Below are 14,113 nucleotides of genomic sequence, written 5' to 3' on the forward strand. Positions count from 1 at the left end.
AGCCCCCCAACAAACCAAGCCCCCCAATTCCCGCCGCCCCCAACAACACAATTCGGCGTTGGAATGCCCGTTGATCGTTTTTGGGTTTCTTGGGCTTTTTATTCTGTTGGTTTTGATTATTATTCTGATTATTGTTTTGAGTATTGCCTGAATTGCCTGAATTATTAGGCTGATTATTTTGATTATTCTGGCTATTGGAATTATTACTATCGGAATTATTATTTGAACCGTTGTTGGAATTGCCTTGATTGCCCGAATTGTTTTGCCCAGAGTTTTGCCCAGAATTTTGCCCAGCATCCGCCGGTTGAGATTCATTGGGAGCCGCCTGGGCAACGGGCATCGATGCGGAGGATGGCGAAGACGGGCTAGATCTGCGGTTGGGGCCGCTGATGGCCGGTTGAACTTGGAGCAAGGCTTGGGCCACCGTTTCCGCGGCCGCCAGTCCACCGCCGGGGGTGGCCAAACTGCCCAACATCACGATCGCCATGGCCCGGGCTGCGCGATCGCGGGTGCGGGATTTGGCTCCTGTCCAACTAGCTCGCTTCATAAACAACCGATCGAAAGGGGGGCGCGAAATTTGCAGAAAACTTGCGGAAAACGCCTGGAACAGACGCTTGCAAGAGCCTAAAGGCCAAGGCTCCTATTCATCATTCCCTGAGATGCCACAAGCAAGACAATCGTAGGCCAGGAGTTTCAGATTCTTTGCTGATTTCCTGAATGCACCCATCCAAACAGGTTTGCATCTTCTAGACCAATGGGAGCGGATCCGTTTGCCGATCCGTTGGCTGACGTTGGCTTGCGGCCGCGATCGATACGTCTAGCAATACATCTCCTGTCGAGACTTCCGTTGATATCTCCATTGTGGCATTGGTGCTTGTGGCATTGGTGCTCGCTCTCCATCCCCCTAGGGTCGCGGTGTGCCGGTGGGGCTGGGATTGCTTTGGGCGGGCGCTGCATTAGGTTTACGTGGCTCCGTGGGCGACATCAGTTGAATTGAGTCAAAAAAAGCCTGCACCTGGGGAACCTTGAGTTTGCCGTCTTCGGCCGCCACAATGGCCCGATACCAAATTCCGTTGGCATAGAAAATTCGCACCCGGGCCGCGAAACCGCCCGATCGCGACAATTCCAGATCGCGCCCTTGAAAACCACTTTGTTGCAAGGGTTTTTCGGAAACCACCTTGGCGGAAATGCCCTTGGCGATGCTGTCGCGACTGGCATCCAGAGCCTTGGCCACATCCACCCCCGTGCCCGCCGGAACCGGAAAGCGATTGTGAGCAAACAGATAAAACCGCTTGGCCGGTCGGTCTTGGTAACGGAGCATAATCACTTCCGCCGGGCCCACTTCGGTGGGGACGCGGCTGGTTTCTTCCTGGGGCTTGGCGGGAAACGCCACGGAAAAGCCGGCCTGGGGTGATTGGTAGCGTGGCCAGGTTTTCAGTAATCCGGCGATCGTGTTGGGGGTGGCGGAAGGGCTGGGCAACAGGGCCGCCGGGGCCATGTCTGGCAGTGCGATGCCTCCCGGTTGGGCGGCGGGCTGGGAGGTGGTGACTTGGTTGGTGCAGCCGATCGAGAGGCTACCCAGACCCAAACTGAGCAGGATCGGCCCGATCGGGCGAAACCAGTGAACGGACAACGGAAGAATGCGATCGAGCATGGAACGCCGACAGTGAAACAGCAAAAAGGCTTGGGCCCGAAACGCCCTCCATTATGCGTTGCTGATTGCCCTGCTGCTAATTGGATCGGTTTAGATCGGCTTAGATCGGTCTGATCGCCAACGAATTAGGGACTGCAAGGCTTCGTGATCACCGAATAAGCTCGATCGCCCTGGATTGGCCGGCTTTGAATTGACTGGCTCCGGGTTGGCTGGCCCATTTCGCCCATCCCGCAGCAGCACCACAAAGGAACCGGCCCCCAAGCCTTCCTGGGGAAACATCCGATAGCAGGGAAAAGCCCCGTGGGTCGATCGCCAAGGCTCCAGGGCCGGGACGGGTTGCGGTTCCAGGTGGGAAAAGCGATCGAGCAGCCATTGGGTGGCCCCTTCGTTTTCCTCGATCGCGTAGGTGCAGGTCATGTAAGCCAGCCAACCGCCGGGAGCCACCAGGGCCGCCGCGTTGGCCAAAATCCGTTTTTGGCGATTGGCATTTTTCCCGATCGTCAGGGGATGGAAACAGCCGGGATTTTTCTCCCCCTTCGCCAGCAGGGATTGGCCCGAGCAGGGCGCATCCACAATCACCAAATCCGCCCAGCCGGGAATTGCCTGGGCCAAGGTTTCCGGGTCGGCGCAGGTGGCGATCGCCGGGCTGAGGCCACAGCGCTTCAGGTTGCTGACCAACATGCCGATCCGTTTGCCGATCGCCTCATTGGCCACCAGCAGCGACGGTTGCAGCGCCCGCCAAGCAAAGACACTCTTGCCCCCCGGCGCGGCACAGAGATCCACCAGCCGATCGACCCGATCGGGAATCGCCAGCAGGGCCGAAGCCGCAAACACCGAGGAAAAATCCAGACAATAGAACGCCCCCGCCTCATGCAGGGGATGCTTGCCGGGTCGCCGATTGGCCGGTTGGTCGGCGGTCAAATCGAGCCGATCGACCCAGGCCGGTTGCATCGCCAAGGGGGGCAGAGCCGCGAAGGGAAACGGATCGGGGCGATCGGCCAGCCACAACAAACAGGGCGCAAACCGCTGGGCCTGGCCGAGGCTGTGGACAAAGGCCGCGCGATCGGCCGTCTCCCCAAACAGGCGATCGGCTAGCTTCAGCAACAGACGCGACGGCTCCAGTGCGATCGCTTCCGAGTCCGCTGGTTTAGCCGATCGTTTCTTCGATTTGCCCATCTCCACTCGCCCCCAAAGATGAGTAGACAAGGGACTTAAGCCCCTTGCCCCCAGGATCACAGCCCGGATCAGCGCTCCAATGGTTCCTTAAACCGCCGCGCGATTCAGATCCAACACCGCTTGCAGGCGATCGAGCACCAGTTGCCGATCCAAATAGGACAGCAGCGGCCCCGCCTTCGGGCCCCGTTCCTTGTTCAAAAACGCCAGATAAATCGCCGAAAAGGCCACCGGCATTTTCAAATCCAGCTCCCGCGTTGTGGCAAACAGCGCCGTTTGCAGGGATTCGCCGTCCCAGCTTTCCACCGTTGCCAGCGTTTTCAGCAAAGCTTCCACATAGCCGATTTGTTCCGGCGAAAGTTGATTCGCCCGCTCCGGAATTGTATCCAGATAAAGCACCAACTTTTCTTCTTCATCGGCGTAGTCATTCAGCCACTTTTGGGCGGCCGAAATCCGTTCGCGAGCAATTTGCCAATCGTAATCGCTCAAAGGTTCAGCCGATCGCGCTGCCACTTCCTTTTCCACATCCAAATGGGGCACTTGCAACAGGGAAATGGCCGTGCTCAATTCAAAGGGTTGGTAGGGCTGAATTTCCCCATCCAACTGGGCATAAAACAGCGCCATCCAGTCTTCATTCAGTTCTGGCGGGTTGCCCCCATTGGCGATCGTTTCCCGGCGATATTTGTCGATTAAATTGTCGTAATCCCGGAACACGCGCGTAATGCTTTCGTAGTTGGGCGCAAAGTTAATCGCCGTTCGGGGCGGCGTGCGCAACATCAAAAAGCGCAACAACTGTGGCGGCAATAGATCAGCAATTTCGCGGGCACTGGAGCCGATCCCCTTGGAAGAACTCATTTTCGTGCCATTGACCAAAATGAATTCGTAGGGCGAGTGGAAGGGCGGTTGTTGACCCAAAACCTTGCGAGAAATGGCGTTGGCCACGTCGCGGGAGCCGCCCTTTTGGGAGTGGTCTTTACCGGCTAGCTCGATCGTCACGCCCAGCAATTCCCACTTGGCCACCCACTCGACTTTCCAGGGCAGTTTGCCGTTGCCATCGAAGGGCGAAACCCAACCGGAATGGCCACAACCTTGGGTGTAGTCCGTGGCGTTGGGATCGCAGGTGTAGAACACCTTGCCATCTTGATAATCGGTGACTTGGGTGGTGGCGATTTTGCCGCAATGTTCGCAAATCACCTGGAAGGGATACCAGTTGCTGGGGCGATCGGCCTTGCTAACTTCTTTGTAGGCTTCGCGCACCAACTGGGCGTTTTTCAAGAAGCGATCGATTGCGGGATTCAGCTTGCCCGATCGATACAAATCGCGCAGGTAATAAATCTCGGGCCGCACCCCCAAATACTCAAACACATCCAGAAATTCACCCATGAAATACTTGGCGTAATCACTGGCGCGATCGCCCGGTGCGGTGTCATCGGGCGAGGGCACATTGCAGAGGGGCCAGCCCAAATAGCGCTCAAATTTTTCCCGATCCAAATAGCGCGGCACGGTGTCCAGCGCGTCGTAATCATCCACGCCGTAGATGAATTTCACGGGCTTGCCGGCCTGTTTCAGAGCGCGATAGATCGTGTCGTGAATCACGACTCCCCGCAAGGAGCCAACGTGAACACGCCCCGATGGCGTTTTGGAATCGTTAACGATCTGTGAACCCTGTGCGTCGGCGGCGATTTTATCTGCCCAGAAACTCATGGCGGTGGGGCGGTGATGACGAGGTAATGGTTACAGAAAAAGATGGGTGCAGAATGCCAAGGTTGCAAAATGCCTATTCATTTTAGGGACTTGGGGCCTTTTACGCGCGATCGCCCCGAAAGGATGCTGAAAAAGCTTCATTTAGAAATTGATCAGATTGAACCAGTTAACCCCGCCCCTTCAATACCCCCAGTCCAAACCAGCCGATCGGCCATTGGCATAATGAGACCAATCGCAATCTTGAGGAAAAACCGATGGTTGCTCAAATTCCCCCCAGTGAGCCGGGAAAAGTCCAGCCCAAGCCGATCGAATATCCCGACAGTGACGGCCAGCCGATGGCAGACAACACAAAGCAATTTCACTGGATCCAAACTATTCAAAGCAACCTCGCCACCATTTTCAGTGACGATCCGCAGGTGTTTGTGGCCGGTGATTTGCTTTGGTATCCCCTGGAAGGCAGCAACACCATTCGCCAAGCGCCCGATGTGATGGTTGTTTTTGGGGTTCCCAAGGGCGATCGGGGTTCCTATATGCAGTGGCGCGAACACAACATCGCCCCTCAAGTGGTGTTTGAAATTTGGTCGCCGGGCAATCGCTTTGGGGAAATGCTGAAAAAGCAGATGTTCTATAACCGCTATGGCGTTGAGGAATATTACATCTATGACCCCGATCGCAATGAATTGAACATTTTGACGCGGGGAGACAGGGGCGATCTGGAACCCGTTGAGAATCCCCAAAACTGGGTCAGTCCTCGGCTGGGCATTCGCTGCCAACTGGATGAAGAAACTCTCACCCTGTTTGGGCCCGATGGCCGGCCCTTTTCCACCTTGCTGGAAGAGCGGCAACGGGCCGATCAGGAACGGGAGCGGGCCGATCGGCTGGCGGCCCGGTTGCGGGAACTGGGTTTGGATCCCGATGCGATCGCTCCCTAGGGCCTTGAGTGACCGCCCGAGTAACCACCATCAGCGATCGCAGCCATCGGGATTGTGGCCAATATCACCCCTACAGCATCACCCCTACAGCAGCCCAGAAACCTCGTAGAGCTGGCGCGTGCGGGACAAAATCTTATCACCATAGTTCAGATCCGCCTCCCAACGCCCACTCAGCAGCGCCACCGTGGGAGCCACGCCGCGCGGCACAAAGCTAAACCGAGGATCCACCACCGCATTCGCCAAGGGTTCTGTGCTGGCGTAGGCCTTGAGGTGTTGGATGTGGGCCCGCACCCCCAGCCGCGCACTGGCAAAGGAAGCTCCCTCGGGATTGCCCCCCAAGGCCCCCAGCCCCCCAAAGTTGTTTTGGCTGGATTTGGTGGGGCCCGGAAATTGCAGAAAGTCCGTTTCCACACACATTTGGGCAAAGGCTAGATCAAAATTGACCCCCTCGGCGATCGCCTCTTCGCGGTAAAGACGCGGTAAATCGGGAAATTGGCTACCCGCATTGGGATTAAAGGCCCTCAGAAAGGTCAGCATTTGGGCATCAACGGTGCTGCCCAGTCCCATAATTTGCCCCTTCAGGGTGTTGGAAACCAAGAGGTTGGTGCGGAGGGTGACGGCGCGGGTTTGGCTGTTCCAACCCACAGAGATGTTGTATTGCCGCAGGTCGATCGCCTTGAAGTAAACGATGTTTTGGTAGCGCACCCGGACGATTTGCGGGTTGGTGGCCACTTTGATGCCCAGACGATCGGCCAGGTCGATCGGGATGTAGGAATTGCCATTGATCAGCACGCCCCGCTCGGGATAGCGCTGATTATTCACCTCGATTTGAATGCTGCTGTAGGGCTGGGCGGGGAATTCCAGCAAAATTTGTTGCAGGCCATCGCTGAGGCCGGTGGCAATGCCCCAACCTTGATCTTTGAGAATCGCGCGATCGGTCTCGTTGGTTAAAAAGCCCACTTCCACCAACAGCGAAGGAACCGTGAGTTGACGACAAAACAGCCGATTCCCCAACCCCGTGGCCGTGTCGGGCAATGCCCCCCGCGAAAGGAGTTGGGGAACCCGCGCCAGGGTCGATCGCAACAGAATTTCTGCCTGGGTTTGGCGCACCTGATTATTCGCAATGAAATAGACCGTCGTGCCTCGGGTGGCGGGGTTGCTGGAACCATCCAGGTGAATTTCCAAGGCCACATCCCCGGCGCGTCCTCGGGCATTGATCCAAGCGATCGTCTGTTGCAGGCTCAAGTCATCGGGAACCGTCAGCACTTCAATGCCCTGTCGTTGCAGGGTTTGGGCCGTGGCTTCCCGCAGCCAAATCATTTCCCGGGCTTCGGTGGTTCCTGCCGCCATAATGCCAGGATCCAAAACCCCGTTTTCATAGCCCCCATGGCCCGCTGAAAGGAGAACCCGCCCCATGAATTACTCTCGATCGAACTTCGACCAATGCTAGATCACCCGATTCCAAAAAATCACTAGGATGCGGTGCTGTTCAGAATCATCCCGAGGGCGATCGCGCGGCTGATTCGCGCAAGAGGTCTATGGGGTGACCGACTTGGGATTTGGGTTGCGATTTGAGTTGTGATTTGAGTTGGAATTTGGGATTGTCCGCCCCGTGCTCGAAATTTGCCGTTTTGGAGCCGCAAGCAACGGAGCCGGCGGCCGTCCGGTACACTGCATAGATCCGTTGTCGGGTCGATCGCCCGGTTTGCTGATCATGGTTGAAGCTGCTGCATTTTCTGAGCACCCACATCCTGAAGAATTAGAGAATTTAGAAAGTTTAGAGAATTTAGAAAGTTTAGAAACCCTTGCAGAAGAAAACCTGGAAGCCTTAGAAGATTTGCCAGAGCCGGAGGAATTACCCGATCGGCCGGTGGCCCACGGCGATGACTTGCCCGATGATTTGGTGTCGGCCTTGGCGATGCCCTTGCGGGGAGCCAAATTGCCCTCCACATCCGCAACCACCCAGCAGCCGGCCGAACAGCCTTCAACTGCGCCTGACCCGGCTGAATCGCCCACCGAACCCAGCTCGGAAACCGGCAGCGAAGTTCCCGTGGCCGAGTTGCCGCCCCTGTCGCCGGAAGCGGCCAAGCTGGCGCGGGAATTGCTGACGGGAGCCGATCGCCCCGTGGCGGATCTGACCGGGGAACGGGGGCCCCAAGTGCGCCTTTGGATTCCGGGCTGGGCTGAATTGACTGGATCTACTGGATCTATTGGATCTCTCGAATCTGCTGAATCTGCGGAGACAGAACCCGCGACGGGTCGGGAATCATCGCCAGAATCCCCAGTCGAATCCCAGCCAGAAGCGGCGGCTCCTGAGGCTGTCGAACCTATCCCGGCTGCCGAGATCAATCCTTCTGCCCAAAAGCCCTCCGAGGTCAAACCCTCCGAGATTAAAACCAGCAACACCAAAGACAGCAAAGAAAGCGCCGATCAAACCCAACCGGTGCGCCTGGTGCTGCCGCCGGACTTTGTGGCCGACCAGCCTGATCGGGGCTTGGCCTGGACTGATTTGTGGCAACAACTGATGCATCGGCTGTATGGGGGGGAGCGGGGCTGGACACCCGACGGGCCCGTCACGCTGCAAGCGATCGATCGCACCTTGGAAGCCAGGCAACTGAAGGCGATCGCCGATGCCCTTCAGGAGGTGCAATTGCGGCTGACCCGGGTGGAAACCAACCATCCCGCCACCGCAGCCCTGGCGATCGAAATGGGCTATGCCCTTCAGTTCACACCGCCCGAACCCACCCAGGAACCGATCGCGGCCGATCCTGACCTCGACCTTGCGCCCGATTGCTTGTATTTAGACAAAACCTTGCGATCGGGGGTGGAAATTCGTTATCCGGGCACGGTGGTGATTCGCGGCGATGCCAACCCCGGCAGCGCGATCGTGGCCGGGGGCGACATTCTCGTTTGGGGGCGGCTCTGTGGCGTGGCCCACGCGGGCATTAATGGCAACGAAAACGCCATCATCATGGCCCTGAACCTGGCGACCAATCAGGTGCGCATTGCCAGCCGCACGGCCCGGGTTCCCGAGTCCAAGCTCGATGTGCCCTGTCCGGAAGTGGCTTACATTTCCGGAAAAGGGATCCGAATCTCACCGGCCGCCGACTTTGCCAAAAATGAAGTGCGATCGCGCCTGGGTGAACCACCCGCCTAAACGCTTACCTTCACCCCCGACAGATAGTCAAATCGCCCTTCGATCGCCATGCTAAATTGAGGTGTCTTTTCGGGTTCCGCCCGATCGCACCGTCCTTGGCCGTTCTGAATCCACCCTTCTCGATCGACCCTTCAGCCGTTGTCAACTATCAGGCAATCCCATGAGCCGCATCATCGTAATCACCTCCGGCAAAGGTGGCGTAGGCAAAACCACCTGCACCGCCAACTTGGGCATGGCCCTGGCGCAACTGGGGCGAAAAGTGGCGCTAGTGGATGCCGACTTTGGCCTGCGTAACCTAGACCTGTTGTTGGGTCTGGAAAATCGCGTGGTCTACACCGCCGTGGAATACCTGGCCGGTGAGTGCCGCCTGGAGCAGGCCCTCGTGCGCGACAAACGACAGCCCCGATTGGTGCTGATGCCCGCCGCCCAAAACCGCACCAAAGAATCGGTCACCCCCGACCAAATGAAAGCGTTGGTTTTGACCCTGGCCAAAAGTTTTGACTATGTGTTGGTGGACTGTCCAGCGGGCATTGAAATGGGCTTCCGCAACGCGATCGCCGCCGCCCGTGAAGCCATCATCGTCACCACTCCCGAAATTGCCGCCGTGCGCGATGCCGATCGGGTGGTGGGTCTGCTGGAGGCCGAGGGCATCAAAAACGTTCGGTTGGTGGTGAACCGACTGCGGCCGCAAATGGTGCAAGCCAACGACATGATGTCCGTGGACGATGTGCGCGAAATTTTAGCGATTCCGTTGGTGGGAATTTTGCCCGACGATGAACGGGTAATCACCTCCACCAACCGAGGGGAACCGCTGGTGCTGTCGGAGCAAGTCTCCGTGCCCAAGATGGCGTTTAGTAACATTGCGCGCCGTCTGGAGGGTCAAAACGTGGAATTTTTAGATCTCACCGCCAGCCACGATTCCTTGCTGAAGCGGCTGAAGCGCTGGCTGAAGGGTAGCCCTCGCGGTTAGCCTGGATGGGCGAGCCGCTCCCGATCGGCTGCTGGAAGCTCCCTGACCGCTGGCTCAACCTTGGCCAAGCTGGTCTCATCCCTTGGGTGGTGTGTCTTGACTGCAAGGGCTGTTGCGATCGCCCGGGGCCCATGACCGGCACAAAACCAAGCAACCGGGCGGTTTTGGCTCCGTTGGCAACCAGCCCTCAACCCACAACTCGTTTTTTCCCTCAGATCGCCCTTCGATCCAGCGCGCTGCGTTATCTGCGTCATGTTAAGCGAACTTCTCGATAAACTTTTTGCCCGCGATCCCGACAGCCGCAGCGTGGTGAAACAGCGGTTGCAATTGCTGTTAGCCCATGACCGAACTGATCTTTCGCCGCAGTCGCTCGATCGAATGCGCCAAGAGATTTTGGATGTGATTTCTCGCTATGTGGAAATTGATAGCGAGGGATTGCAATTCATGCTGGAAAACGACCTGCGCACCACGGCGTTGATTGCCAATGTGCCCATTCGGCGGGTGCGCCCGGACAACGAACCCTCGGAGGAAGCGGCCGCAGCCATGGAAACCCCGATCGAGAGTGTGATCTCGGAAGCCCCTTCCGAAACGGACGAAATCATCGATTTGGAATCCTTGCCCCTTGATGGGCCCACGGAAATTACCCCCTAGCAAGGTGGATCAGTCAGTGTTGGGTAGTGGCGATGCGGCAGACCCCCTGAAACCGCAGGAGGGCAGTCAGTTCCAATCGGGGGAGCCATTGGACAAGGGGGAAACAACGACCTTGGCAACGGTGCGATCGCGCTGGGTGCAGCGGCTGCGGCACGATCGCGCGATCGCCGTGATTCGATCGCACAACTGGCTTCAGGGGCTGGCCATGGCCCAGGCGGCCGCCGAAGGGGGCCTGCGACTCATTGAAATTACTTGGAACAGTGTTCGGCCGGCGGAATTGGTGGCCGAACTGCGCGATCGCCTGCCCCACTGTCAAATTGGGGCAGGCACGCTGCTGGATGCGGCCATGGTGCGGGAAGCGGTGGCGGCGGGGGCCCAATTTGGTTTTGCGCCCTTTGGCGACTCGGGGGCGATCGCGGCGGCGGTGGCGGCCGGCATCCCGATCGTGCCGGGAGCCTTGACCCCCACGGAAATTGCCCAGGCTTGGCGGGCCGGAGCCAGCAGCGTCAAGGTGTTTCCCATTTCGGCGGTCGGCGGAGCAGCCTACGTGCGATCGCTCGTGCCCGTGTTGCCCATGCCGCTGATTCCTACCGGGGGGGTCACTTTGGCCAATGCGGCGGAATTTTTGGCGGCCGGGGCGATCGCGATCGGCCTGTCGGGGGAACTGTTTCCAGCGGAAGCTGTGGCCGCTGGTCGTTGGGATCAAGTGCGCGATCGGGCCCGTCGCTTGGCTGAACAAGTGGCCCCCCACTGTCTTCCAGAGACAACCCCGCCGCTCGAAGATCTCCGCCCCTAGACCAACCGCCCGGCAACATTCTGGCCAATCAACCGGATACAGCAGAAAATCAACTGGGAAACCGATCATCTTTCAAGCACTTCGTGGCCCCAATCATTGGCCCCACGAAAATTGCCCGGTTAAAATGCGAAACAATCTGCCTGCTCGATCGCTGTGCTGCGAACTTGGCAGATTTTTTTGCAGACTTGGCAGATTTTGCAAATTTTTTTTAGGAACCTCCATGACAGGGCTGCTGGCAAAACTCGATGACACCCGCGATCGAGTGGTCGATCGCACCCGAGAACTCAGACAACGGCCGCCCCAGTGGTTGCGTCGGCCCAAGTTTTTGATTGCGGGGGCACTGGTGACCTTTGCCGCCTCCTGGGCCGGGGCCCAATCCAGTGCCGCTCACTACTACTTCGATCAGTGGGAGCGGGCGCAACTGACCAAAACCCTGGCCGTTTTGAACCAGCCCACGCCCGACCAACAACCCCGCTGGGCCGCCATCACCGATCAACGCTGGAGCTTTTTGGAGCGATCGACCCGGGCCATGGCCCAAGCCGCCAGCACCGGCCTGGTGAACTTCAAGGAACTGCCCTTCAATCCCAAGGCATCGATGGCGATTCTGAAGCGGCTGGATCATGTTCGTTGGCTCCAAGTCGATATTGGCAACCAACGCTTAACCGCCTGGGAAGGAAATCGCCAAGTCCGCACGGATGCGGTTTCCACCGGCAAAGCCCGCACACCCACCCTGCCCGGCACTTGGACGATTTACACCAAGCTGCGATCAACCCGGATGCGTGGCCCCGGCTATGACGTGCCCAATGTGCCCTACACGATGTATTACGACGGGGGCTATGGCATCCATGGAGCCTACTGGCACAACAACTTCGGCACACCCATGAGCCACGGTTGCACCAATCTCCCGGTGTCCACCTCCCGCTGGTATTTCAACTGGGCAGAGGTGGGCACGCCCGTGGTGGCCCATCGCTAGGGCCGATCGGGGCTGGTTGGCTCTGGATCCCGCACCCACAGGGCCAAGCCACCACTGCGCCCCCGAGCCGCCAGCCCCGACTCACCGGCCCAGCAGAACGCAAAAAAGGGCAAATAGCCGATCGCCCGGCGGTTAAATGGCTCCTGGGTTAGGGCCTTTGTGGCCGGCCGCTCGCCCCGAACCGGGCCGCGATAAACCACCCGATCGCCAATCCCGATCGCCAGTTCCAAAAAATCAAAAGCCAGCAAATTCCGCTGGCCCACCCACCGGGCCGGGCCCGAAAACTCCATAAAAATTGGCCCCACCTGCACTCGGTTCTTGATCCGGGCGATCGCCCCCGTGGCTTCGTTGGCCAAAAAGGTCAGATAGGCCGGGGCAAAAGCCGGAAAATAAAACCCCCGATCGCGCTGGGCCGACTTTTTGGGCGACACCACCCCCAAACGCCAGCGACCCACCAGCGACCCTTCCGAGAGCTGCACCCGATCGCGGCGGGTTTGGGTTTCCACGGTTTTCAGCGCGGTCACCACGGCGGCCGGCCGCGGACGCTCAGGCTCGGTCTGGGGATTTTGGATCGATCGCGCCGTCTGTTCCAGCAGTTGCGCAGCGGCCGGTTGCATTGCGATTTCGGTTGCCATGATGGAGGCAGTCATAGTCAATAGCCATAGTCAATAATAGTTCTGCTCTTCGGGATTCCAACGGCTCCCGGCCACCCCTCCTCGATCGGCTATTCCTTCTCGATCCGCCATGCATATCTCGCCATGAATATTTTGATTAGCAACGATGACGGGATTTTTGCCCTGGGCATTCGCGCCCTTGCCAATGCCTGCGCTGAAGCGGGTCACCAAGTGACGATCGTTTGTCCCGATCGGGAACGTTCCGCCACGGGGCACGGCCTGACGCTTCAGGATCCAATTCGCACCGAACTGGTTCCTAACCTGTTTCACCCCAGCGTCACCGCTTGGGCCTGCTCCGGAACGCCCGCCGATTGCGTCAAGCTGGCCCTGGGGGCCCTGCTCGATCGCAAGCCCGATGTGGTGCTGTCGGGCATTAACCACGGCCCCAACCTGGGAACCGATGTGCTCTACTCGGGAACTGTTTCGGCGGCCATGGAAGGCCTGCTGGAGGATATTCCCAGCTTTGCCTTCAGCCTGGCCAAGTTTGGTCATCTTGACTTCAGCGCCGCCGCCGAGTTTGCCGTGCAAGCGGTGGCCCAACTCATTGCCCAGCCGCCCGCCCGGCCAATGCTGCTGAATGTGAATATCCCAGCGCCCGACGGACCGATCGCGGGTGTGCAGCTCACCAAACTCGGCTTCCGGCGCTATCACGACCTGTTTGAAAAGCGGGTGGATCCCCGTGGCCGCACCTACTATTGGCTGTCGGGAGAAGTGCTTGAAGAAATTGACCCGGAAACCATGCCCGGAGGCCAAACTTCGCCCCTGATCACCGATGTGCAAGGAATTCGGCAAAACTACATCACCCTCACTCCTTTGCATTTCAACTTGACCGATTGGGCGGAGATGACCCCCTGGCAACCTTGGATCGATCGACTGGCCGAGAGCTATGGGCCAGCCCCCAATCCCGCAGCCTAAGCCAATGTCAGTTCGGAATAGGGGAAGCAGCAGAAAGACGGGACTGGTTAAGCTGAGGTGTTAATCCAAACCAGCCTTAGCCTAACCCCGTCGTGCTCAGGTTAGAAGCTCTGTTCTGCAAAATCGACGACTTCTGCCAAGGTTTTGAAACGTGATGGATGCGACGCTTGCTCAAGGATGGTTTCAAGCAACACCAGCGTGAGCACTCCATGAGTTTCAGTCTCAAGAACCGTTACCAGATTGAACACTCTCGTCACTGCAGTCCGGTCAATTGTTGTGTGTATCTGCCCAGTGAACTGATTGCCTACTGTCATCAACCCCAGAAACCGTCCCTCGATTTGGCTGTGTTGGGAATTGAGCTACACGATTAACCCGCACTGACGTGTACTGAATTCGGCAAGGCAAAAGCTGTAGATTTTCCTTGAATTTGCGCGATCGCCTCCCCTCATAACTCAGCCGTATGCGATGATCGCCACACCAGCTCATTTGCTCAAACAGATTTCGTTTGAGCAAC

At 58.2% G+C, this 14,113-nt stretch carries 12 protein-coding genes and 3 pseudogenes; 8 read left to right on the top strand and 7 right to left on the bottom strand.

Annotation, left to right across the window (positions count from 1 at the left end; all coding sequences use genetic code 11):
• The 4 genes and pseudogenes from AMR42_RS11275 to lysS all read right to left on the bottom strand — a co-directional run.
• Nucleotides 1-547, bottom strand: a pseudogene (locus tag AMR42_RS11275) (hypothetical protein); the annotation flags it as partial.
• Nucleotides 548-904: 357 nt separating this feature from the next.
• Nucleotides 905-1,654: a hypothetical protein gene (locus AMR42_RS11280; RefSeq protein ID WP_143473038.1), complete on the bottom strand. Its 750-nt coding sequence runs from the start codon at nt 1,652-1,654 to the stop codon at nt 905-907.
• Nucleotides 1,655-1,744: 90 nt separating this feature from the next.
• Nucleotides 1,745-2,830, bottom strand: coding sequence for an RsmB/NOP family class I SAM-dependent RNA methyltransferase (locus AMR42_RS11285; protein WP_199858162.1), 1,086 nt, complete (start codon nt 2,828-2,830; stop codon nt 1,745-1,747).
• An 87-nt stretch (nt 2,831-2,917) separates the two neighbouring features.
• Nucleotides 2,918-4,531, bottom strand: coding sequence for a lysine--tRNA ligase (gene lysS / locus AMR42_RS11290; protein WP_099533562.1), 1,614 nt, complete (start codon nt 4,529-4,531; stop codon nt 2,918-2,920).
• 254 nt (nt 4,532-4,785) lie between these two features.
• On the opposite strand from lysS, the gene AMR42_RS11295 reads away from it, so the two are divergent.
• Nucleotides 4,786-5,463: a Uma2 family endonuclease gene (locus AMR42_RS11295; protein ID WP_099533563.1), complete on the top strand. Its 678-nt coding sequence runs from the start codon at nt 4,786-4,788 to the stop codon at nt 5,461-5,463.
• Between the two features lie 84 nt (nt 5,464-5,547).
• On the opposite strand, the gene AMR42_RS11300 is transcribed toward AMR42_RS11295, so the two are convergent.
• Entirely contained in the window at nt 5,548-6,879 is a 1,332-nt protein-coding gene (locus AMR42_RS11300) for an N-acetylmuramoyl-L-alanine amidase (RefSeq protein WP_099533564.1), read from the bottom strand.
• A gap of 196 nt (nt 6,880-7,075) precedes the next feature.
• On the opposite strand from AMR42_RS11300, the gene AMR42_RS11305 reads away from it, so the two are divergent.
• From AMR42_RS11305 to AMR42_RS21600, 5 genes and pseudogenes are all read left to right on the top strand, one after another.
• Nucleotides 7,076-8,620: a septum site-determining protein MinC gene (locus tag AMR42_RS11305; protein WP_143473039.1), complete on the top strand. Its 1,545-nt coding sequence runs from the start codon at nt 7,076-7,078 to the stop codon at nt 8,618-8,620.
• A gap of 160 nt (nt 8,621-8,780) precedes the next feature.
• Nucleotides 8,781-9,590, top strand: a complete 810-nt coding sequence (minD, locus tag AMR42_RS11310) for a septum site-determining protein MinD (RefSeq protein ID WP_099533566.1) — start codon at nt 8,781-8,783, stop codon at nt 9,588-9,590.
• Between the two features lie 252 nt (nt 9,591-9,842).
• The gene (gene minE / locus AMR42_RS11320; protein ID WP_099533568.1) at nt 9,843-10,241 is read left to right on the top strand and encodes a cell division topological specificity factor MinE; all 399 of its coding nucleotides are present in this window, start codon (nt 9,843-9,845) and stop codon (nt 10,239-10,241) included.
• Nucleotides 10,216-11,037 carry a bifunctional 4-hydroxy-2-oxoglutarate aldolase/2-dehydro-3-deoxy-phosphogluconate aldolase gene (locus AMR42_RS11325; protein ID WP_099533569.1) on the top strand — a complete coding sequence of 274 codons (822 nt, stop codon included), beginning with the start codon at nt 10,216-10,218 and terminating at the stop codon, nt 11,035-11,037. The genes minE and AMR42_RS11325 overlap by 26 nt, the downstream gene beginning before the upstream one ends.
• A 625-nt stretch (nt 11,038-11,662) precedes the next feature.
• Nucleotides 11,663-12,010, top strand: a pseudogene (locus AMR42_RS21600) (L,D-transpeptidase); the annotation flags it as partial.
• Here AMR42_RS21600 and AMR42_RS11335 read toward each other — a convergent pair.
• Nucleotides 12,007-12,645 carry a hypothetical protein gene (locus AMR42_RS11335; protein ID WP_099533570.1) on the bottom strand — a complete coding sequence of 213 codons (639 nt, stop codon included), beginning with the start codon at nt 12,643-12,645 and terminating at the stop codon, nt 12,007-12,009. The pseudogene AMR42_RS21600 and the gene AMR42_RS11335 sit on opposite strands and share 4 nt — an antisense overlap.
• A 123-nt stretch (nt 12,646-12,768) precedes the next feature.
• Between AMR42_RS11335 and surE the strand changes: the two genes are divergently transcribed.
• Complete coding sequence (surE, locus tag AMR42_RS11340) at nt 12,769-13,599, top strand: 5'/3'-nucleotidase SurE (protein ID WP_099533571.1); 831 nt, start codon at nt 12,769-12,771, stop codon at nt 13,597-13,599.
• Nucleotides 13,600-13,700: 101 nt separating this feature from the next.
• Here the strand turns inward: surE and AMR42_RS20460 are convergent, their stop codons facing one another.
• The gene (locus AMR42_RS20460; RefSeq protein WP_158234454.1) at nt 13,701-13,847 is read right to left on the bottom strand and encodes a hypothetical protein; all 147 of its coding nucleotides are present in this window, start codon (nt 13,845-13,847) and stop codon (nt 13,701-13,703) included.
• On the opposite strand from AMR42_RS20460, the pseudogene AMR42_RS21175 reads away from it, so the two are divergent.
• Nucleotides 13,821-13,970, top strand: a pseudogene (locus AMR42_RS21175) (IS982 family transposase); the annotation flags it as partial. The gene AMR42_RS20460 and the pseudogene AMR42_RS21175 sit on opposite strands and share 27 nt — an antisense overlap.
• Nucleotides 13,971-14,113: the final 143 nt, after the last annotated feature.

It is taken from the genome of Limnothrix sp. PR1529 (assembly GCF_002742025.1).
Taxonomy (GTDB): Bacteria; Cyanobacteriota; Cyanobacteriia; order CACIAM-69d; family CACIAM-69d; genus CACIAM-69d.

What these genes read in the sequence shown, in the direction of transcription:
- AMR42_RS11280 (WP_143473038.1), bottom strand. Translation starts at nt 1,654, where the DNA reads ATGCTCGATCGCATTCTTCCGTTGTCCGTTCACTGGTTTCGCCCGATC.
- AMR42_RS11285 (WP_199858162.1), bottom strand. Translation starts at nt 2,830, where the DNA reads ATGGGCAAATCGAAGAAACGATCGGCTAAACCAGCGGACTCGGAAGCG.
- lysS (WP_099533562.1), bottom strand. Translation starts at nt 4,531, where the DNA reads ATGAGTTTCTGGGCAGATAAAATCGCCGCCGACGCACAGGGTTCACAG.
- AMR42_RS11295 (WP_099533563.1), top strand. Translation starts at nt 4,786, where the DNA reads ATGGTTGCTCAAATTCCCCCCAGTGAGCCGGGAAAAGTCCAGCCCAAG.
- AMR42_RS11300 (WP_099533564.1), bottom strand. Translation starts at nt 6,879, where the DNA reads ATGGGGCGGGTTCTCCTTTCAGCGGGCCATGGGGGCTATGAAAACGGG.
- minD (WP_099533566.1), top strand. Translation starts at nt 8,781, where the DNA reads ATGAGCCGCATCATCGTAATCACCTCCGGCAAAGGTGGCGTAGGCAAA.
- minE (WP_099533568.1), top strand. Translation starts at nt 9,843, where the DNA reads ATGTTAAGCGAACTTCTCGATAAACTTTTTGCCCGCGATCCCGACAGC.
- AMR42_RS11325 (WP_099533569.1), top strand. Translation starts at nt 10,216, where the DNA reads ATGGGCCCACGGAAATTACCCCCTAGCAAGGTGGATCAGTCAGTGTTG.
- AMR42_RS11335 (WP_099533570.1), bottom strand. Translation starts at nt 12,645, where the DNA reads ATGGCAACCGAAATCGCAATGCAACCGGCCGCTGCGCAACTGCTGGAA.
- surE (WP_099533571.1), top strand. Translation starts at nt 12,769, where the DNA reads ATGAATATTTTGATTAGCAACGATGACGGGATTTTTGCCCTGGGCATT.